Here is an 18984-nt window from a genome sequence, read left to right on the forward strand (position 1 = left end):
GCGAAACTGGTAGGCTGTATTTAGCGGTTCTATGTGCACTGCGGTAGTGCGTTCAGCGCATGGCTGACCTGCATACTGGGCACAACTTGCGAACCGCTTTCGATAGCCGTTGGCGATGAACAGGGATGCGCCGCGGTCGGCGAGAAGGGTCCGTGACGTCACGGGAAGCATCCAGTCGCTAGTTCTCGGTGCCGCCGCCGACGGTCACCGAATTCGATACGCCCTCCGTCTTCCCGCTGAGGCCGGGCACCTCGTCGAGTTGACGAAGGTCGGAGAAGCGCCCGCGCTCTTCCCGGTAGCGGACGATCTCGAAACCATGGCCCCGCAGGACATCGACGCTATTCAGTTCCTCGGCCGTGGCGGTGTTCAGGTCGATCATCGGGCTCTCCTCGTGGTAACTCGAGACTGTCGTCGCTCGCTAACGCAGGAGAACGACCGGACGGTCCATGCATCGCCGCGACAAACTGCTCCGATCCTGCGCCGTGTCGCCTGCGCCCGGTCCGATGCCGTTCTTGGTGGACGAGCACCCCGCAGGGTTCAGCCCGGAAGGCTCGGGATCAGACCACGCGTAGGTGCCCGGTGGTCGGGGTCAGCCGTCGCACGATCGCGTCCGCCGCACCGACCTCGAGGGGCCGGCCGAGGAGGTAGCCTTGTGCCGTTCCGCAGCCGAGCGCCAGGAGGTCCTGCAGTTGGCTTTCCTGCTCGATGCCTTCCGCCGTCGTGTCGATGCTCAGCTCGCGCGCCATCGACATGACCGCCCGTACGATCGCGGCAGCGCCGGGGTCGCTGCCGGACGCTGCGATGAAGCTTCGATCGATCTTGATGCGATCGACCTTGAACTCGCGCAGGTGGGCGAGCGACGAATAGCCCGTTCCGAAATCGTCCATCGCGACGCGAACGCCGAGCGCGCGCAGACTGGCGAGGGTGAGGGCGATCTGGCCGCTGTTCTCGACCATCGCGGTTTCGGTGATCTCGATCTCGATCCGAGAAGCGGAGACGCGGTACTTGGCGAGGGCCTGGGCCAGCTGAGAGGCGAGGGCCGCCGAGCGCAACTGGATGGCCGACACGTTGATCGACATGTAGATGTGGTCGGGCCACTGTGCAGCGCGTCGGCAGGCCGCATCGATCACCCAGGCACCGATCGTCGAGATCAGGCCGCAGCTCTCGGCCAAGGGGATGAATTCGCCGGGCGACACTAGCCCACGCTCGGGATGACGCCAGCGTATGAGGGCCTCGAAACCGGTCAGCGTCCGCTCGGGCAGGCTGTAGAGCGGTTGATACCAGAGTTCGAGCTGGTCGGCGGCCATCGCCGCCGAAAGGTCCTGCTCCAGAAGGCGTTTCTTGGCTTCCTCCTCCAGCATGCCGTCCCGGTAGGTCTCGAACCGGTTTCGCCCGCCGTTCTTGGCGGCGTAGAGCGCCAGATCCGCCTTCTGCTGCAGAGTGGACGTGTCCCCGGCCAGGCTGGTCGCGATGCCGATGCTGCAGCCGATCGCGACCACGTGCGAGTGGATCTCGAATGGGATCCCGACCGATGTCGTGATGTCGTTCGCCAGCGCGGCGGCCCGTTCCTGTGGCGCCGAGAGGAGCACCGCGAGTTCATCCCCGCCGAGCCGGAATGCCTGTTCGCCGGAGCGAAGAAGCAGGCCGATGCGCGCGGCGACCTGGCGCAGAAGCTCGTCGCCGACCGCATGGCCCAGACGGTCGTTGACGCCCTTGAACCGATCGAGGTCGATCATCAGCATCGTCACGCGGCCACGCGCTAGAAGCTCGTCCATGGACTGGGCGAACATCCGGCGGTTCTTGAGGCCCGTCAAAGCATCGTGGAACGCCATGTGGGCGATCGTCTTCTGACCGTTCCGGGTTTCCGTAACGTCTTCGTAGGTCAGGATCGCACCGCCCCTGGCTACGGGCTGGCAAGCGATGCTGAGCACCGTGCCGTCGTCGAGCTGGTGCTCCAGGCGCGTCGCGGTGCTCGACCGCATCCAGCTGTGATGATTGGCGATGACCCGGCCGATACGCTCCTGGTCCCAACCGGCTCGCCGACCGATCGCCGTGAGGTAGGTCTCCAGCGTCATGCCGATCCTGACCTCGTCCTTCTCCAGACGAAACAGCGCGTGGACGCGCTCGTTGACGAGCGTGACGAGGCCGTTGGGCGACAGCATCGTGAGCCCGTTGGACATGTTGGCGAGGGCATCGGACGCGGTGGCACGCGCCTTCGTGTCGATGAAGCTGCTGGCGAAACCGGATCCCACGATGAACAGCCCGACGCAGGCGACCGCGAAGGCGAGGGCGTTCAGGGCTTCCGGATCCGAAAAGGATCCGTCGATCTCCATCGGGGAGACGCGGAACGCGGTCATGCCGGTGAAGTGGAGCCCGATGATGGACAGGAAGAACAGAACCGTCGCTAGGTGCGGACGCATCCACTCGCGGCCGATCCGCAGAGCGACGTGCAGGGCGGAAGCCGCGAGCGTGCAGGAGATGAGGATCGACGCGACGAGGTAGGACTGATCCCAGCTCACGATGCCCTGCACGCGGTAGGCGACCATTCCGGTGTAGTGCATGACCACGATCGACAAGCCGACAACGGCGCCGCCGATCGCCGCGGCGCTGGGGATTTTCGCGGTCGCGATCAGGAAGCCGATTCCGGAGCCGGTCATGGCGACGAGCAGGGAGATGATCGTAAGAACCGGGTCGAAGCCGATGGGGAGTTTCGGCTCGTAGCCGAGCATCGCAACGAAATGGGTGCACCAGATGGACGCGCCGGTCACGAAAGCCGACAGGACGACCCAGGCGCCTTTCTCCAGGGAATCTGCCGCCGCCGCCCGAAGAAACAGTCGGACCATGGCCCAGGACCCTGCGCCACAGATGATGGCGGCCATGAGCACCAGCCAGAGGTTGTGCTCGTCGACAATGCACCCAATCACCGTCATCATGTCGGCGTCACAAGTCCTGTCCGCAGCGAAGATCGAAGGCAAACCACCGATCGCGAATCGAGCTGCCCGATGACAGAAGTTATCGCGCGATACGTTATGACGGAGCTAATGGCACGCCGACGATTTGCAGCTGTCGATAACGGGCACTCGTCAGTGTCGAGGTCGGCTGCGGAAACGGCCGGATCGCGTTCGTATCGAGCCTGCACGTCACGCGTCGTCCGCTGAAGCGGCAGGGACGAACACCTGATTCAGTATGTTCGAACACCAGCTCGCATTCACAAGGTATCGCGGATCGTGCCGGCACCGTCTTGACGTATGCCGATGGCGGAGAGGATGGGATTCGAACCCACGATACCGTTCCCGGTATACTCCCTTAGCAGGGGAGCGCCTTCGACCACTCGGCCACCTCTCCGACGCGGTTTCGAGTATCCGAAGCCCGGACAATGTTCAAGGGGCAAACACTGCGGGGGCTGGGGTCGCCAGGACACCTGTGTGCTGCTTGCCATGGTCTTGCAGGATGCGCATCCCATTCAAGTTGCAAGGATAATCGCATTGTGGCAGGGCGACTTGCACGATAGGCTTCTTCTTGTTCGAGCCTGCAGCATCAAGGGAGCCATTGCGCGATGATCAGACGGAAGGGGCCGATCCTGGCAGCGGCGGTGATCGCGGCCTTTGCCCTCGGATGGTATCGCGGGCTCTTCGGGGTCGATCAGATTGCGCCACCGGCAACGTCGCCGGGCGGCCCGACGGTATCGGGCGAGGTCGGCGAGGGTGGCGCGCCGTCCGTTCGACAAGGATCGGTTTCGAACTCTGCTTCCGTCGGGTCGTCATCGTCGCCGGCAGCATCGGTCGTTCCGCCGGGAACGTCGACCCAGCCCCCGATCCAAGAGACCACTGCAAGCCCCGACGGCCCGAAGACGACTGCCGCTCCCGCGTTCGACATCGTGCGGGTGGATCCGGACGGATCGACGGTGGTCGCGGGCAAGGGGGCGGCCAACGAAACCATTGCCCTCACGAACGGAACGCAGACATTCGGAGAGGCGCGCACCAACGCCAACGGCGATTTCGTCATGACGCTGTCGCTGCCAACCGGCAGCCACCGGCTTCAGCTGGCCCAGGGCGGCGATGTCGTTTCGAGCGATGCGGCGGTGGTGAACGTACCGGCGAAGGACAAGCCGGAGGAGTTGCTGGTGATGATGCAGCGTCCGGGCGAGGCGAGCGAGATTCTGCAGCGGCCCGAAGAGACACCGGTCGCGCAGGCGCCGCACCGACCGGAGGCCGCTCCGGCCGAGCCGCAGCAGGCGGACCGGAATGCCGAACTCGCAAGTGCATCGCCGACCGTCCCGGCCACCGAAGCAAGCCCGGCGGCGCAACCGCGTGCAGGGAGCCTGTCTGTCGAGGCCGTCGAGATCGAAGGCAATCGTCTGTTCGTTGCCGGCGCGGCGAAGGATAAGTCGACGGTCCGTGTCTATCTGGACGACCAGTCGATCGCGGAAACCGAAAGCGGGGCGGGCGACCGGTTCATTGCCAGCGCACGAACGGATGTGGCCGTCGGCGACCACACGGTCCGTGCCGATGTCGTCGATGAACGCGGGCAGGTCATCGAGCGTGTGGAGGTCCCGTTCCGGCGTCCGGAAGGAAGCACCATGGCGGCTGTCGCCGCACTGCCGCCTTCGGCTCCGGACGCGAGTTCGTCCAAAGCGCCCGGCGCGACAGTTGCAACGGTTCCGTCGGCGCCCGAGCAGTCGCCTGGGGAGGGCGGACCGGCCTCCGCTTCGGGAGCCGTCGGCAACGTGGCAACGGATGCCTCGGGCGCCGCGGCCGGCCTCGGAGAACCGGAGATCGTTCGGCAGCCTGCGTTGCAGGCGTCCGCGTCGCGGGTCATCATCCGGCGCGGCGACACGCTGTGGCGCATCTCGCGAACGACCTACGGCCGAGGCAGCCGCTACACGGTGATCTACCTCGCCAACGGCGACCAGATCCGCGATCCCAACCGGATCTATCCCGGGCAGGTCTTCCGGATGCCGGACGGCGACGAGCCCGACGCGCAACCGCGCGGATGAGCAAGGGGACCCTTCGGCAGGACCGTTTCCGCGAGCCGCCTGGGGTGGCCCTCCGCGACGCGGAAAGCTAGAAGCGTTCCAAAAGGGCGCGCGGCCATCGTCGCGCCCGCTTCCCGCGACGGAACGCCCCTGCCTTGTCCGATACATCCCAACCTTCCGCGGCCGGCGAAAGCCGCGTCATGTGGCGAACCCTGAAGAGCCTCTGGCCCTATATGTGGCCGGAGGGCCGGCCCGATCTGCGGGCGCGGGTCGTCTGGGCGAGCTTCTACCTCGTGCTCGCCAAGCTCCTGACCGTCGGCATTCCCTACTTCTTCAAGTGGGCCACCGATGCGCTGGACGGCGCCCATACGGCGCAGCAGTGGTTGCCGCTGGTGCTGACCGGGGCGGTGACGCTGGTCGTCGCCTACAACGTCGCGCGTGTCGTTTCGGTGGCGCTGAACCAGTTGCGCGACTCCCTCTTCGCGAGCGTCGGTCAGCATGCGGTTCGCGTCCTGGCCTTCAAGACCTTCGTTCACATGCACCAGTTGTCGCTGCGCTTCCATCTGGAGCGACGCACCGGTGGGCTCAGCCGCATCATCGAACGCGGCACGAAGGGCATCGAGACGATCGTGCGCTTCACGATCCTCAATACGGTCCCGACGATCCTGGAATTCGCGCTAACCGCGGCGATCTTCGGGTTCGCCTACGGCTGGCGCTACCTCGTGGTCGTGGCCGTCACGGTGTTCGCCTATGGCTGGTTCACGATCAAGGCCAGTGATTGGCGCATCGCGATCCGCCGGGAGATGAACGATTCCGACACGGAAGCGAACACCAAGGCGATCGACTCGCTCCTGAACTTCGAAACCGTGAAGTACTTCGGCAACGAGACCATGGAGGCCGAGCGCTTCGATCGGTCGATGGCGCGCTACGAGAAGGCGGCGACGCAGACGTGGACGTCGCTCGGCTGGCTCAATTTCGGCCAGGGCGTGATCTTCTCGGCGGGAATGGGCGTCACCATGGTCATGTCGGCGCTGGAGGTGCGCGCCGGCACGCAGACGCTGGGTGACTTCGTCTTCATCAACGCCATGCTGATGCAGCTTTCGGTGCCGCTTAACTTCATCGGCTTCGTGTATCGCGAAATCCGGCAGGGACTGACGGACATGGAGGAGATGTTCCGCCTCCTGCGCATCCGCGAGGAGGTGAAGGACCGGGAAGGCGCGGCCGACCTGGTGGTCGGGTCCGGCGCGATCCGCTTCGAGGACGTGCACTTCAGCTACGACCCGGAGCGTCCGATTCTCAAGGGTGTCAGCTTCGAGGTTCCGGCCGGCAAGTCGGTCGCGATCGTCGGGCCGTCCGGTGCGGGCAAGTCGACGATCTCGCGGCTTCTCTTCCGCTTCTACGACGTCCAGTCCGGTCGCATCACGATCGACGGGCAGGACATCGCGTCGGTGCGACAGGCGAGCGTGCGCGCGGCGATCGGCATCGTGCCGCAGGACACGGTGCTCTTCAACGATACGATCGCCTACAACATCCGCTACGGCCGAACGGAAGCGGCGGAAGACGAAGTGCAACGGGCGGCGGCGCTGGCACAGGTCGCCCATTTCATCGAGAGCCTTCCCGAGGGCTACGACACGATGGTCGGCGAGCGCGGTCTGAAGCTCTCCGGCGGCGAGAAGCAGCGCGTCGCGATCGCTCGCACGATCCTGAAGGCCCCGCCGATCCTGGTTCTCGACGAGGCGACGTCGGCGCTCGACACCCATACCGAACAGGAGATCCAGAGCGCGCTCCAGCTCGTCTCCCGCCAGCGCACGACGCTGACGATCGCGCACCGGCTGTCCACCATCGTCGATGCCGACGAGATCATCGTCCTGCGTTCGGGAAAGATCGTGGAACGGGGGTCCCATCGCGTCCTTCTGGCCGCCGGAGGCCTCTACGCCGAGATGTGGACGATGCAGCGCGAGGCGAACGAGGCGGAAGAGGCGCTTCGCCGCGCGCGCGAAGCGGATGCGCTCGGCGTCATCGAGCGAAGGCGCCCGGCCGGCGTCGAGTGACACTCTGCCGCGGCGTTGAGCGCCGGGCGGTTTGCCCCTATGTGTCGGAGCCAGCCAGTTTTCGGCAAACCTGAAGGATTCCCGCCTCGATGGACATGATCGCCTCGATCCGAAACGTCTTCGTTCCGATCCATCGGGCGGGCTATCCCTTCATCGCGGGTTTCTTCGTCGCTTCCGTGCTGCTCGGGCTCCTGTGGGAGCCGCTGCTCTGGATCGGATTGATCCTCACCGTCTGGTGCACCTACTTCTTCCGCGATCCCGCCCGCACCACGCCGGTCGGCGAGGATCTCGTGGTCAGTCCGGCCGACGGCAAGGTCTCGCTCGTGGGCCTCGTGCGGCCGCCGGCCGACCTCGGCCTCGGCGACGAGCCGCTGCTGCGCGTGTCGATCTTCATGAACGTCTTCGATTGCCACGTGAATCGGGCGCCGGTGCGCGGGCGGATCGACCGGATCATCTACCGGGAAGGCCTCTTCAAGAACGCCGAGCTCGACAAGGCGAGCGAGGTGAACGAGCGCTCCGGGATGGTGATTTCCAACTCGCATGGCGAGGTCGGCGTGGTGCAGATCGCGGGCGCCGTCGCCCGGCGTATCATCGTCTTTTCGCGCGCCGGCGAGCATCTGGAGACCGGCGAGCGCTTCGGCCTGATCCGCTTCGGCTCGCGTCTCGACATCTACCTGCCGGACGGAGCGATGGCCCGCGTGGCCGAGGGGCAGAAGGCTGTCGCGGGCGAGACGGTGATCGCGGAATTCGGGGCAGGGCACGGCGCCTGGACCTGGCGTCGGGACTGAGCGCATGAGCGATCCCGTCGACACCCCGCCGGCCGCCCCTCCGTCGCGCATCCCCATCCGGCAGATCCTGCCGAACATCATCACGATTCTGTCGATCTGCGCGGGCGTCACGGGCATCCGTTTCGCCTTCGAAGGGCGCTTTGAACTCGCCGTGGGTCTCGTCCTTGGCGCGGCCTTCCTCGACGGCATCGACGGTCGCCTCGCGCGCCTCGTCAACGGACAGAGCCGGTTCGGGGCCGAGATGGACTCGCTTGCCGACATCGTGAACTTCGGCGTCGCGCCCGCTCTGCTTCTCTACGCCTACACGCTGCACGACGTCGGCTCGTTCGGGTGGATCTGCGCGCTTCTCTACATCGCCGGCTGTGCGCTGCGCCTCGCTCGCTTCAACACGATGCTGGACGAGCCCAACAAGCCGGCCTGGAAGAGCGCTTACTTCACCGGCATTCCGTCGCCCGCCGGAGCGGGGCTGGCCCTGTTTCCGGTCTATCTCGGCTTCACCAGCAACCTGGCCTTTCCCGACATCGCCCCGGCGGCGGCGGCCATCTACCTCGTGATCGTCGGCGTCCTCATGGCCAGCCACATCCCGACCTATTCCGGCAAGACGATCGGCATACCGCTACGGCGCGAGTACGTGGCGCCGGCGGTTCTCTTCGTCGTCCTCTATATCGGCCTGCTGTTGAGCTTCTTCTGGGAGACGCTGACGGTCTCGGCGGTCGTCTACTACGCGACGATCCCGTTCTCGATCCGCTCCTACCGAAAGCAGGCGCGGCGCCCGGTGCCCTGAAAGACCAAGCGATGGCCAAGCAGTTCGAACGGATCGAACCGGTACACCGGCAGATGATGGCGCGTCAGGCGATCTTCTTCGTCGGCTCAGCGGCGGGCGACAGTCGCGTCAATATCTCGCCGCGCTCGACCACCCATTTCCACGTGCTCGGCGATCTCACCGTCGCCTATCTCGATCTCACCGGCAGCGGCAGCGAAACGGCGGCCCATGCGAAGGCGGGCGGGCGGGCAACGCTGATGTTCTGCACATTCGACGGTGCGCCGCAGATCCTGCGGCTCTATGGCCGTCCGCGCATCTCCTTTCGCGGCTCGGCCGACTACCGGACCATTCTGAGCGAGCGATACCCGCAAGGGGAGCCGGTGGGTGCACGGCAGGTCGTGACGATCGATCTCGATCTCGTCCAAACCTCCTGCGGTTACGCCGTGCCGCTTTTCGAGCACGTGGGCGAGCGACCCGTTCTCGATCGCTGGGCCGAGGCGAAGGGCGAGGAAGGCCTCGACGCCTATCGGCGCGAGAAGAACATGACGAGCATCGACGGCCTGCCCACAGGGCTTGGCGACGCCTGACGCCCTCAGTCGGGCATATGGTAGGTCATGAACCGGTTCTGCCGGACGTCGAAGAGGCGGCCGGTCTCCATGCAGGACGGGTAGGCCAACGGGACGATGCGCGAGGCGACATCGGACGGCGTCGGCAGCGTGTTCGGATCCTCGCCGGGCATGGCGAGGGCGCGCATGGCGGTGCGGGTGCCGCCCGGATTGACCGAGTTCACCCGAAGGGCAAGGTTCTGCGTTTCCGCCGCCCATGAGCGGCCGAGCGCTTCGAGCGCGGCTTTGGTGGCGGCATAGAGGCCCCAGTAGGCCTTGCAGGAATGCGCCGCGCCGGACGACAGGAGGATGGCGCGGCCGGCGTCCGACACGCGCAGCAGCGGATCCACAGCGCGGATCAGGCGCCACGCGGACGTGACGTTGATCGCCATCGTGCGGTCGAAGGTCTTCGCCTCGATATGACCGATCGGGCTGAGCGTGCCGAGCGCGCCCGCATTGACGACGAGGACGTCGAGCTTGCCCCAGCGCTCGTGGATCGCAGCGCCCATGCGGTCGACGCCGGGCCCGTCCGTGAGGTCCAGCGGCACGAGCGTCGTCGAGCCGCCGGCCTTCTGGATCTCGTCATCGAGCTCCTCGAGCCCACCCACGGTGCGGGCGACCGCGACGACATGCGCGCCCTCGGCCGCAAGCTGCTTGGCCAGATGATAGCCGATGCCGCGCGAGGCGCCGGTTACGAGCGCGATGCGCCCCTCGAGCTGGCCGGGCATGGACGGAACTCCTGAACGCTTGAGATCGAGACGGGCAGGCGGCTCAGCCGCTCGCCATCACCGCGAGACGATGGACGTTGCTCGCCGCTTCCTTGTCCTGGAGGCGGGTCGGGTAGTCGCCCGTGAAGTAGTGATCGGTGAACTGCGGCCGAGCGTCGTCGCGCGACTCCCCGCCGACGGCGCGATACAGGCCGTCGAGCGACAGGAAGGCAAGAGAGTCCGCGCCGATGAAGCGGCACATGGCATCCAGCGAATCGTGCTGGTTGGCGAGGAGTTTCTCGGCGTCCGGCGTATCGATGCCGTAGAAATCCGGAAAATGGATCATCGGGCTGGCGACACGGATGTGGACTTCGCGGGCGCCCGCGTCGCGGATCATCTGGACGATCTTGACCGAAGTCGTCCCACGCACGATCGAATCGTCGACGAGCACGACGCGCTTGCCCTCGATCATGGCGCGGTTCGCGGAATGCTTCAGCTTCACGCCGAAGGCGCGAATCTGCTGCGTCGGCTCGATGAAGGTGCGTCCGACGTAGTGGTTGCGGATGATGCCGTATTCGAACGGAATGCCGCTCGCCTGTGCGAAGCCGAGCGCGGCCGGAGTGCCGCCGTCCGGCACCGGCACGACGACGTCGGCCTCGACCGGCGCTTCCTTCGCGAGATTCTGGCCCATGTTCTTGCGCGCCACATAGACGCTGCGCCCGCCGACCACCGAGTCCGGCCGCGCGAAGTAGACGTACTCGAAGAGGCAGAGGCGTTCTTGCGGAGGCGAGGGGGCCTTGCGCGCGTCGATCGTGATCGAGCCGTCCGGCTGGACCTCGCAGATGATGACCTCGCCGTTCTCGACATCGCGCACATACTTCGCGCCGATGATATCGAGCGCGCAGGTCTCGGAACAAAAGATCGGCTTGCCGTCGAGTTCGCCCATGACGAGAGGACGGATGCCGATGGGATCGCGCGCCGCGATCAGCTTGGTGCGGGTCAGCGCCAGCATGGAGTAGCCGCCCTCGACCCGGCGGATCGCATCGATGAAGCGGTCGGACGAGGAGGCGTGCTTGGAGCGGGCGATGAGGTGGAGCACGACCTCGGTGTCGGAGGTCGACTGGCAGATGGCGCCGTCGGCGATGAGCTGGCGGCGCAGCGTCAGGCCGTTGGTGAAGTTGCCGTTGTGCGCGACGGCGATCCCGCCGACCTCGAGCTCCGCGAACAGCGGCTGCACGTTGCGCAGAGCCACCTCGCCGGTGGTGGAGTAGCGCGTGTGGCCGATCGCGACGAAACCCGGCAGCTTCGCGAGCGTCGCCGGGTCGGTGTAGTGATCGCCGACGAGACCCATGCGCTTTTCGGTATGGAACTGCTGGCCGTCGAAGGTGACGATGCCCGCCGCCTCCTGGCCGCGATGCTGGAGGGCGTGAAGCCCGAGCGCGGTCAGTGTCGCGGCGTCCGGGTGTCCCAGGATGCCGAACACGCCGCACTCCTCGTGCAAGGTGTCGCCGTCGAGTTCGTCGAAGGAGAGCTTGGTCATCTCACACCCGTTCTGGCCGGTCGCGGCCCGCTGCCCGGTTCCGCCCGGCATATGGGAGCGGAAATGGGGTTTCGCGAACTAAAATGCGATCGGCACGAACAGATCGCGCCGACCCTGCTTCCATCCTACAGCCGGCGGGGCGACCCGCCGGTGATCAGTTGGCCGGAGCGTCGGCCGGTTCCTCGTTGTCGCGGATCGCGTCCTCGATCGAGCCCGGCTGTTCCGCGGCAGGGTTTTCGCCGGCCGGCGCACCATCGGCGTTCGGCGCCGGCGTGCCGAAGCGCTCGCGGATCGTTTCCTGCGGATCGTCGGGCAGGGCGCTGACGAGTCGGTTGCCGAGCTCGTCGAGAAGCGGCTTGGAACGGGCCTGCGCCACCCAGGGCGGCTGGTTTCCCGATTGCGGCGGCGTCAACCAGTTGAAGAACACCATCGCCACCACGACGAGAAGCAGGCCGCGCGCGGCACCGAACAGGAAACCCAGCGTCCGATCGATCGCGCCGATGCGGGAATCGATGATGAAGTCGGCGATCTTGAGCGTGATGAAGGAGACGACGATCAGCGTGCCGAAGAAGATCGTCGCCGCCGAAGCGACGAGGGCCACCTTCTCGTTGTGGATGTAGTTCGACATGAACGGCGTCAGCTGTTCGTAGAACATGTAGGCCGCCGCCGCCGCCGCGACCCAGCTCAGCACCGACAGGATCTCGCGCGAGAAGCCGCGCACCATCGCCAGAAGCCCCGAAACGAGCATGATGGCGATCAGGATCGCGTCCAGCAGGGTGACGGTCATTCGATTTCCGGTCTGGCATCCATCGGGCGGCACGACCGTCGCCCGTTACCTGTGTCTTACACTGCGAAGAGGGCGGAAAATCAAGCCTCCGATTGAACCTGGCGCCCCGCGACCCTGGCGACAAGGTGCGGAAGGCTCTCGACCTCATGCGCCGCGACGTCCCGGTTGCGGGGCAGATCGGCGCTTGCGGCGGGAAGGACGGACTGCCGGAAGCCGAGCTTTTCCGCTTCCTTCAGCCTCTGCCCGGCATGCGCGACGGGGCGCACGGAGCCGGAGAGGCTGATCTCGCCGAAATAGACGCAGTCGGTCGGCAACGGCTGGCCGGAGAGGGACGAGACGAGGGCGGCTGCCACCGCGAGGTCCGCCGCAGGCTCCTGGATGCGATAGCCGCCCGCGACGTTGAGATACACGTCGTGTTGACCCAGCCGGACGCCGCAATGCGCCTCCAGCACCGCCAGCACCATGGCGAGGCGCGGCTGGTCCCAGCCCAGCACGGATCGCCGGGGCGTGCCGAGCGTCGACGGAGCGACAAGCGCCTGGATCTCCACCAGCACCGGGCGGGTGCCCTCCATTCCCGCGAAGACGGCGGCGCCGGGGGCTTGCGCGTTGCGCTCGCCGAGGAACAGCTCGGACGGGTTCTGCACTTCGCGCAGGCCGATGTCGCTCATCTCGAAGACGCCGATCTCGTCCGTCGGTCCGAACCGGTTCTTGACGGTGCGCAGGATGCGGTAGTGGTGCCCGCCTTCGCCTTCGAAATAGAGAACGGCGTCCACCATGTGCTCGACGACGCGGGGCCCTGCGATCTGGCCTTCCTTGGTCACGTGGCCCACGAGGATCACCGCCGCACCGCTCGACTTGGCGTAGCGGATCAGGGCCTGGGAGCCCGCACGCACCTGCGTCACCGTTCCCGGCGCGGATTCGGCCATGTCGGTCCAGACCGTCTGGATGGAGTCGATGATCACGAGGTCCGGACGCTTGTCCTCGGCGAGCGTCGCGAGGATGTCCTCGATGTTCGTCTCGGCCATGAGCAGGACGTTCGTATCGGCCGCCTTGAGGCGCTGCGCCCGCAGGCGCACCTGCGCCACGGCTTCCTCGCCCGACACGTAGATCACCTTGTGCCCGCCGCGCGCGAGGGCGGCGGCCGCCTGCATCAGGAGCGTCGACTTGCCGATGCCGGGGTCGCCGCCGACCAGAAGCGCCGAGCCGCGCACGAAGCCGCCGCCGGTGACGCGATCGAGTTCCGCGATCCCCGAGATGATGCGCGGCGCTTCCTCGGTCTCGCCGGACAGCGGCAGGAGGGCGGCCGGGCGCCCCTTGCGCTTCGACCGCAGCGGGCCGCCACCGATGCCGTTGGTGTCGTTCTCCTCGACGATCGTGTTCCACTCGCCGCAGGATTCGCACTTGCCCTGCCAGCGATTGAACACCGAACCGCAGTTCTGACAGATGAAGGAAATCTTGTTCTTGGCCATGCGCACCGCGACGTCGGGAGTCGTGCTCTAGATGGCATGGGAACAAAAGGGAAACAAGGCGGGAGGCTGCCTGCGCCGCCCTATGCTCTCGGTGCATCCCTGCAACGCGTGGTGCGGCAGGAACGCCTCGTTCGCGCGACCGTTGTGCCGTCATCGGGAGGACGATGCAGCGCGCGCTGGAGCACACACATGACAACGATTTCCGAACTCCTGATCCAGACGCTCGCGGAAGCGGGCGTCGAGCGCATCTGGGGCCTGACCGGCGACAGCCTCAATGCGGTGAACGCAGCGCAAGCCCGGGACGGGCGTATCGCCTTCCTCCATGTGCGACATGAGGAGGCGGCGGCCTTTGCGGCGGGCGCCGAAGCCGCGGCGACCGGAAAGCTGGCGGTCTGCGCCGGCAGTTGCGGTCCGGGAAACCTGCACCTGATCAACGGGCTCTACGACTGCCAGCGCAACCACGTGCCCGTGCTGGCGATCGCGGCGCAGATCCCGAGTAGCGAGATCGGGCTCGGCTATTTCCAGGAAACCCACCCGACCGAACTGTTCCGCGAGTGCAGCCACTTCTGCGAGCTCGTGACCAACCCGAAGCAGATGCCGGAGGTGCTGCACCGCGCCATGCGAACCGCGATCGCGCGCAAGGGCGTGGCGGTGGTCGTGCTGCCTGGCGACGTCTCGACACTGGAGATCGAAGGCGCCGTGCCGGGGTTCGCTGCGCCGATCCCGCCGCGAAACGTGCCCGACGACAACGCGCTCGGCCAAGCCGCAGGGATCCTCAACCTGTCGGAGCGCGTCACCATTCTCGCCGGGGCTGGTGCGGCGGGCGCTCACGATGCGGTCGTGGCGCTCGCCGACAAGCTGGCGGCGCCGATCGTCCATGCCTACCGTGGCAAGGAGCATCTGGAGTGGGGCAATCCGTTCGATGTCGGGATGACAGGCCTGATCGGCTTCTCGTCCGGCTATCACGCGATGATGGATTGCGACGTGCTGCTGATGCTCGGCACCGATTTTCCGTATCGCAACTTCTTTCCGGCGGATGCGAAGGTCATCCAGGTGGACGTCGATCCCTCGGCGCTCGGCCGCCGCACAACCCTCGACCTCGCGGTGGAGGCGGGCGCCGGCGAGTTCGCTGCGGCGCTGGCGCCGAAGATCGTGAGCGGGCGCGATCGCCGTTTCCTCGAGGCCGCTCTTGCGCACTACCGGAAGGCGCGTGCCGGCCTGGACGATCTCGCGACGCCGCGCGAGCCGGGCAAGCCGCTGCACCCACAATACGTCTCCAAGGTCGTGAGCGAACTGGCGAGCGAGGACGCGATCTTCACCGTCGACGTCGGGACGCCATCGGTGTGGGCGGCACGCTATCTCCGGATGAACGGCAAGCGCCGACTGATCGGCTCGTTCAACCACGGGTCCATGGCCGGGGCGCTGCCGCAGGCCCTCGGAGCGCAGGCGGCCTTCCCGGGGCGGCAGGTCGTGTCCCTGTCGGGAGACGGCGGGCTGGCGATGCTGATGGGCGAGCTGCTGACCGCGGTCCAGGCAAAACTGCCGGTGAAGATCGTCGTTCTCAACAACGGGTCGCTCGGCTTCGTCGAAATGGAGCAGAAGGCGGCAGGCTACCTGCCGACCTATGTCGACCTGCAGAACCCCGACTTCGCCGCCATGGCCGAGACGATCGGCCTGCGCGGCATCCGCGTGACCGATTCCCATGCGCTGGAGCCGGCGCTGCGCGAGGCGTTCGCGCACGACGGCCCCGCGCTGGTGGACGTGGTGTCGGCTCGGCAGGAGCTGTCGCTGCCCCCCAGGATCCAGGCGGAACAAGCCAAGGGGTTCAGCCTCTATACCCTGCGGGCGATCATGACGGGTCGCGGCGACGAGCTCGTGGAACTCGCCACGACGAACCTGTTCCGCTGAAGGCGGGAGGCCGCTCGCCGAGACCGGGGAGCGGCCTGTCATCTACTCGTAGCGTTCGGGGAGGTGGCTTTCCTCGGCGAGATCGGTGAACCGCGTGAACTCGGCCTGGAACGCGAGCTGTGCGGCGCCCGTCGGCCCGTGGCGCTGCTTGGCGATGATCACTTCCGCCTTGCCCCGCGCCTCGTTCATGTCATGCTGCCACTTCATGTGTTCGTCGGTGCCGGGCTTCGGCTCCTTGCCCTGCAGGTAATACTCCTCGCGATACACGAACATGACGACGTCGGCGTCCTGCTCGATCGAGCCGGATTCGCGAAGATCCGAGAGCTGCGGCCGCTTGTCGTCGCGGTTCTCGACCTGGCGCGACAGCTGCGACAGGGCGATGATCGGCACCTGGAGCTCCTTCGCCAGAGCCTTGAGGCCCGTGGTGATCTCGGTGATCTCCTGCACGCGGTTGCCCGACGTCTTGGCCGAGCCCTGCATGAGCTGGACGTAGTCGATCACCATCACGTCGAGGCCACGCTGGCGCTTCAGCCGCCGCGCGCGCGCGGCGAGCTGGGCGATCGAGATACCGCCGGTCTGGTCGATGTAGAGCGGCGCCTTCTGCATCATCTCCGTGCAGGCGACGAGCTTGGAATATTCCGCGTCCGTGATCGAGCCGCGCCGGATCTTGGACGACGAAACCTCCGATTGCTCGGAGATGATGCGCGTCGCCAGCTGCTCGGCCGACATTTCCAGCGAGAAGAAGCCGACCACCCCGCCGTTGGCCGCCTTGAACGAGCCATCCGCCTGTTCGGCGGGCTCGTAGGCCGCCGCGATGTTGAAGGCGATGTTGGTCGCGAGCGAGGTCTTGCCCATGGCCGGTCGTCCGGCCAGGATGATGAGGTCGGAATGCTGGAGACCGCCGAGGCGTCGGTCGAGCTCGCGGATGCCCGTCGAGACGCCGGACAGTCCGCCGTCGCGGTCCTTGGCCGCGCCGGCCATCTCGATGGCCTGCGCCATCGCGTCCTCGAACGACTGGAAACCGCCGTCGTAGCGCCCGGTCTCGGCCAGCGAGAATAGGGCCTTTTCCGCTTCCTCGATCTGTTCCTTCGGCTCGGCATCCACCGGCGCGTCGAAGGCGGAGTTGACCATGTCCTCGCCTATGCGGATCAGCGAGCGCCGAAGCGCCATGTCGTAGACCGCGCGACCATAGTCGTTGGTGTTGATGATCGTCGTCGCCTCGGCGGCGAGGCGCGCAAGGTACTGCGCGATCGTCATGTCGCCGACGCGGTCGTTGGCCGGCAGGAACGTCTTCAGCGTCACGGGCGTCGCGATCTTGCCCATGCGGATCATGGTCGATCCCTTCGAGAAGATCTCACGGTGGATCGGCTCGAAGAAGTGCTCCGGTTTCAGATAGTCGTGGACGATGTAGTAGGCGTCGTTGTTAACGAGGATCGCGCCGAGAAGTGCCTGCTCGGCCTCGATATTGGCCGGCGCCTCACGATAGAGAGGCGCTTCCTCCTCGAACTTGCGTGCGGCTTCCGCCATCGCTGACCTCACGGGTATTGGGTAAACATTCCTCATACCCGAGATCGGGTCGCCGGGCCAACGCTTCGAGAGGGGGCACGAGAAAAACACCGAAGGCTGTGCGTCGGCGGTGGGTAACGCGTGGATAACCTGTGGAGCGCTGGCGCGCCGGAAACGAAAAAGAGCTCCCGGCCGAAACCGGAAGCTCTCGTAGGCTCAATGGGTCGCGGCGCGTAACGCAGGCGCCGCACCGGCTGGATCAGCCGCGGTCGTCCTCGTCCTCGGCACCCTCCTCGTCGAAGAACTCGCCGCCGCCCGGCACCACGGCATCCTCGTTCGCGCCGTAGATGGCGTCGGCGGAGTTGAGCTTCTCACCCTTGGCCTGACGCTCGGCCTCTTCCTGCGAACGGGCGACGTTCACCTCGATCGAGACCTGCACTTCGGCGTGCAGGGCGAGCTTCACCGTGTGGATGCCGATCGCCTTGATCGGGAAGTTCAGCTCCACCGAGTTGCGGTTCACGTTGTAGCCCTGCTCCTTCAGGATATCGGCGATGTCGCGCGCCGAAACCGAACCGTAGAGCTGTCCGGTCTCGCCGGCCGAACGGACGATCACGAGGCGCAGACCGTTGAGCTGGTCGGCCACGCCCTGGGCTTCGGTGCGACGCTCGTCGTTGCGGGCGACGAGCGAAGCCTTCTGGGACTCGAACTTGGCGCGGTTCGCTTCGTTGGCGCGGAGCGCGCGGCCGGTCGGCAGCAGGTAGTTGCGGGCAAAGCCGTCGCGCACGCGGACGGTGTCGCCAAGGGCGCCGAGGCGGGCGATGCGCTCGAGAAGAATGACTTCCATGGGTTCTATTCCTTGGGGTTCGAGGTTTCAGGTCTTGGGCATGTCCGCTCCCCGTTTCCCGGCCGTGTCGAACACGCCGAGAACCAGGAAGGCGAGAAGCGGGAAGGTCAGAAGAAAGATCGCGCCGTAGGCCGAAAAGAGGATCAGCCCGCGTGCGGGACGCTGGCGCGTGCGCCGATGCATCGTGGCCAGCCCGACGAGCGTGAAGCCGGTGCCGAAGGCGCCGGCCAGCACCGCGCCGAGCGTTCCCGCCATTCCCGGCAGGAACGATGCGGCCAGCCCGAGCGCGAACAGGGGCAACGCAGCTTTCGGCAGCGTCGTCGTCGCCGGGATGTCGTCCTTCGGGCGCGGCAGGCGTCCGCTGAGGCGCGTGATCGCACCCGACACGTAGAGACAGGCGACCAGCGTCAGGACGGTCAGCATCGGCTGGACGAAGGGGATCGCCGCCACAACGAGGCGCACGAAGCTCTGCACCTGCTGCGGATCCGAAATCGGGCTGTCCGGCTGCGACGAGAGGGCATGCGTCACGGCGGCCTCGAGGCCGGCCGGGTCGTATCCGAGGAGCACGCCGAGAACGACGCAGGTGACGGCCGCAATCACGAGGAGCGCGAACAGGAGGCGCGACAGCGGGTACCAGTCGAGAGTGGTCCCGTCGTCGCGGGGACGCGCCAATCCCGCCATATGGCCGATGACGGCAGCCGGCAGCGCCGAGCCGAGCAGCATGGTCACGCCCGACAGGAGCGAGCCCATGAAGGCGGCGATGGCGACAGCCGAGGTGCCCGCGGCGATGAAGCCGGCGCGGCTTCCCCAGCCGAGGCTGGCGATCATGATGGGAACGGGAGCGGCAAGCGCCAACACCACCGCGCCGGGCGACTGGGTGATCAGTCCGGCGAAGAGGAGGGCCGCGGCCATGCCGGCGACCAGTCCGATGGGGAGGGCGGTGAGGGGCATCTCGTGGTTTCGCTGTCCTGCCGGCGGCAGTTAGGGGACGCATGGCCCCAACTCGGCTGTCGTTGCGGTCCTCTTCGCCGGTGCCGAACG

The 18984-nt window shown here is 66.6% G+C and carries 15 protein-coding genes and 1 tRNA gene; 6 read left to right on the forward strand and 10 right to left on the reverse strand.

What is annotated here, in order from left to right; translation table 11 throughout:
* Window positions 1-178: 178 nt before the first annotated feature.
* The 3 genes from AUL34_RS07235 to AUL34_RS07245 form a co-directional block, all read right to left on the reverse strand.
* A complete protein-coding gene (locus tag AUL34_RS07235; protein ID WP_061932699.1) occupies window positions 179-379 on the reverse strand; it encodes a helix-hairpin-helix domain-containing protein in 201 nt (66 codons plus the stop codon).
* Window positions 380-557: 178 nt separating this feature from the next.
* Window positions 558-2933 carry an EAL domain-containing protein gene (locus AUL34_RS07240; protein WP_061932700.1) on the reverse strand — a complete coding sequence of 792 codons (2376 nt, stop codon included), beginning with the start codon at window positions 2931-2933 and terminating at the stop codon, window positions 558-560.
* Window positions 2934-3255: 322 nt separating this feature from the next.
* Window positions 3256-3345 (reverse strand) — tRNA-Ser (locus AUL34_RS07245).
* Between the two features lie 559 nt (window positions 3346-3904).
* On the opposite strand from AUL34_RS07245, the gene AUL34_RS07250 reads away from it, so the two are divergent.
* The 5 genes from AUL34_RS07250 (at window position 3905) to AUL34_RS07270 (ending at window position 9164) form a co-directional block, all read left to right on the forward strand.
* Complete coding sequence (locus AUL34_RS07250; RefSeq protein ID WP_244492478.1) at window positions 3905-4996, forward strand: LysM peptidoglycan-binding domain-containing protein; 1092 nt, start codon at window positions 3905-3907, stop codon at window positions 4994-4996.
* Between the two features lie 179 nt (window positions 4997-5175).
* Window positions 5176-7026: an ABC transporter ATP-binding protein/permease gene (locus AUL34_RS07255; RefSeq protein ID WP_061932708.1), complete on the forward strand. Its 1851-nt coding sequence runs from the start codon at window positions 5176-5178 to the stop codon at window positions 7024-7026.
* Window positions 7027-7115: 89 nt separating this feature from the next.
* Window positions 7116-7814 (forward strand): phosphatidylserine decarboxylase, encoded by a 699-nt coding sequence (locus tag AUL34_RS07260; protein WP_061932710.1) that lies wholly within the window; start codon window positions 7116-7118, stop codon window positions 7812-7814.
* Between the two features lie 4 nt (window positions 7815-7818).
* Window positions 7819-8598, forward strand: coding sequence for a CDP-diacylglycerol--serine O-phosphatidyltransferase (gene pssA, locus AUL34_RS07265; protein WP_061932712.1), 780 nt, complete (start codon window positions 7819-7821; stop codon window positions 8596-8598).
* Between the two features lie 11 nt (window positions 8599-8609).
* The gene (locus AUL34_RS07270) at window positions 8610-9164 is read left to right on the forward strand and encodes a pyridoxamine 5'-phosphate oxidase family protein (RefSeq protein ID WP_061932714.1); all 555 of its coding nucleotides are present in this window, start codon (window positions 8610-8612) and stop codon (window positions 9162-9164) included.
* A 5-nt stretch (window positions 9165-9169) separates the two neighbouring features.
* Here AUL34_RS07270 and AUL34_RS07275 read toward each other — a convergent pair whose 3' ends face one another.
* From AUL34_RS07275 to radA, 4 genes are all read right to left on the reverse strand, one after another.
* Window positions 9170-9910 (reverse strand): SDR family NAD(P)-dependent oxidoreductase, encoded by a 741-nt coding sequence (locus tag AUL34_RS07275; protein WP_061932716.1) that lies wholly within the window; start codon window positions 9908-9910, stop codon window positions 9170-9172.
* A gap of 43 nt (window positions 9911-9953) precedes the next feature.
* Window positions 9954-11429, reverse strand: a complete 1476-nt coding sequence (gene purF, locus AUL34_RS07280; RefSeq protein WP_061932771.1) for an amidophosphoribosyltransferase — start codon at window positions 11427-11429, stop codon at window positions 9954-9956.
* 154 nt (window positions 11430-11583) lie between these two features.
* The gene (locus AUL34_RS07285) at window positions 11584-12216 is read right to left on the reverse strand and encodes a CvpA family protein (RefSeq protein ID WP_061932718.1); all 633 of its coding nucleotides are present in this window, start codon (window positions 12214-12216) and stop codon (window positions 11584-11586) included.
* Window positions 12217-12296: 80 nt separating this feature from the next.
* Window positions 12297-13685, reverse strand: a complete 1389-nt coding sequence (gene radA, locus AUL34_RS07290; protein WP_061932720.1) for a DNA repair protein RadA — start codon at window positions 13683-13685, stop codon at window positions 12297-12299.
* 189 nt (window positions 13686-13874) lie between these two features.
* Here radA and poxB point away from each other — a divergent pair, with 189 nt between their 5' ends.
* Window positions 13875-15593 (forward strand): ubiquinone-dependent pyruvate dehydrogenase, encoded by a 1719-nt coding sequence (gene poxB, locus AUL34_RS07295; protein WP_061932722.1) that lies wholly within the window; start codon window positions 13875-13877, stop codon window positions 15591-15593.
* Window positions 15594-15635: 42 nt separating this feature from the next.
* On the opposite strand, the gene AUL34_RS07300 is transcribed toward poxB, so the two are convergent.
* From AUL34_RS07300 to AUL34_RS07310, 3 genes are all read right to left on the reverse strand, one after another.
* Window positions 15636-17120 (reverse strand): replicative DNA helicase, encoded by a 1485-nt coding sequence (locus AUL34_RS07300; RefSeq protein ID WP_061932724.1) that lies wholly within the window; start codon window positions 17118-17120, stop codon window positions 15636-15638.
* A 238-nt stretch (window positions 17121-17358) separates the two neighbouring features.
* Window positions 17359-17943, reverse strand: coding sequence for a 50S ribosomal protein L9 (gene rplI, locus AUL34_RS07305; RefSeq protein WP_061932726.1), 585 nt, complete (start codon window positions 17941-17943; stop codon window positions 17359-17361).
* Window positions 17944-17970: 27 nt separating this feature from the next.
* Entirely contained in the window at window positions 17971-18894 is a 924-nt protein-coding gene (locus AUL34_RS07310; protein WP_061932728.1) for a DUF2232 domain-containing protein, read from the reverse strand.
* Between the last annotated feature and the right edge of the window lie 90 nt (window positions 18895-18984).

This window comes from Aureimonas sp. AU22 (assembly GCF_001463745.1).
In the GTDB taxonomy this organism is placed as follows: Bacteria; Pseudomonadota; Alphaproteobacteria; order Rhizobiales; family Rhizobiaceae; genus Aureimonas.

Bases quoted from the DNA above. Each gene is read 5' to 3' on its own strand.
- AUL34_RS07300 (WP_061932724.1), bottom strand. From the start codon at position 17,120: ATGGCGGAAGCCGCACGCAAGTTCGAGGAGGAAGCGCCTCTCTATCGT.
- poxB (WP_061932722.1), top strand. From the start codon at position 13,875: ATGACAACGATTTCCGAACTCCTGATCCAGACGCTCGCGGAAGCGGGC.
- AUL34_RS07275 (WP_061932716.1), bottom strand. From the start codon at position 9,910: ATGCCCGGCCAGCTCGAGGGGCGCATCGCGCTCGTAACCGGCGCCTCG.
- rplI (WP_061932726.1), bottom strand. From the start codon at position 17,943: ATGGAAGTCATTCTTCTCGAGCGCATCGCCCGCCTCGGCGCCCTTGGC.
- AUL34_RS07255 (WP_061932708.1), top strand. From the start codon at position 5,176: ATGTGGCGAACCCTGAAGAGCCTCTGGCCCTATATGTGGCCGGAGGGC.
- AUL34_RS07310 (WP_061932728.1), bottom strand. From the start codon at position 18,894: ATGCCCCTCACCGCCCTCCCCATCGGACTGGTCGCCGGCATGGCCGCG.
- purF (WP_061932771.1), bottom strand. From the start codon at position 11,429: ATGACCAAGCTCTCCTTCGACGAACTCGACGGCGACACCTTGCACGAG.
- AUL34_RS07285 (WP_061932718.1), bottom strand. From the start codon at position 12,216: ATGACCGTCACCCTGCTGGACGCGATCCTGATCGCCATCATGCTCGTT.
- AUL34_RS07235 (WP_061932699.1), bottom strand. From the start codon at position 379: ATGATCGACCTGAACACCGCCACGGCCGAGGAACTGAATAGCGTCGAT.
- pssA (WP_061932712.1), top strand. From the start codon at position 7,819: ATGAGCGATCCCGTCGACACCCCGCCGGCCGCCCCTCCGTCGCGCATC.
- AUL34_RS07240 (WP_061932700.1), bottom strand. From the start codon at position 2,933: ATGATGACGGTGATTGGGTGCATTGTCGACGAGCACAACCTCTGGCTG.
- AUL34_RS07270 (WP_061932714.1), top strand. From the start codon at position 8,610: ATGGCCAAGCAGTTCGAACGGATCGAACCGGTACACCGGCAGATGATG.
- radA (WP_061932720.1), bottom strand. From the start codon at position 13,685: ATGGCCAAGAACAAGATTTCCTTCATCTGTCAGAACTGCGGTTCGGTG.
- AUL34_RS07260 (WP_061932710.1), top strand. From the start codon at position 7,116: ATGGACATGATCGCCTCGATCCGAAACGTCTTCGTTCCGATCCATCGG.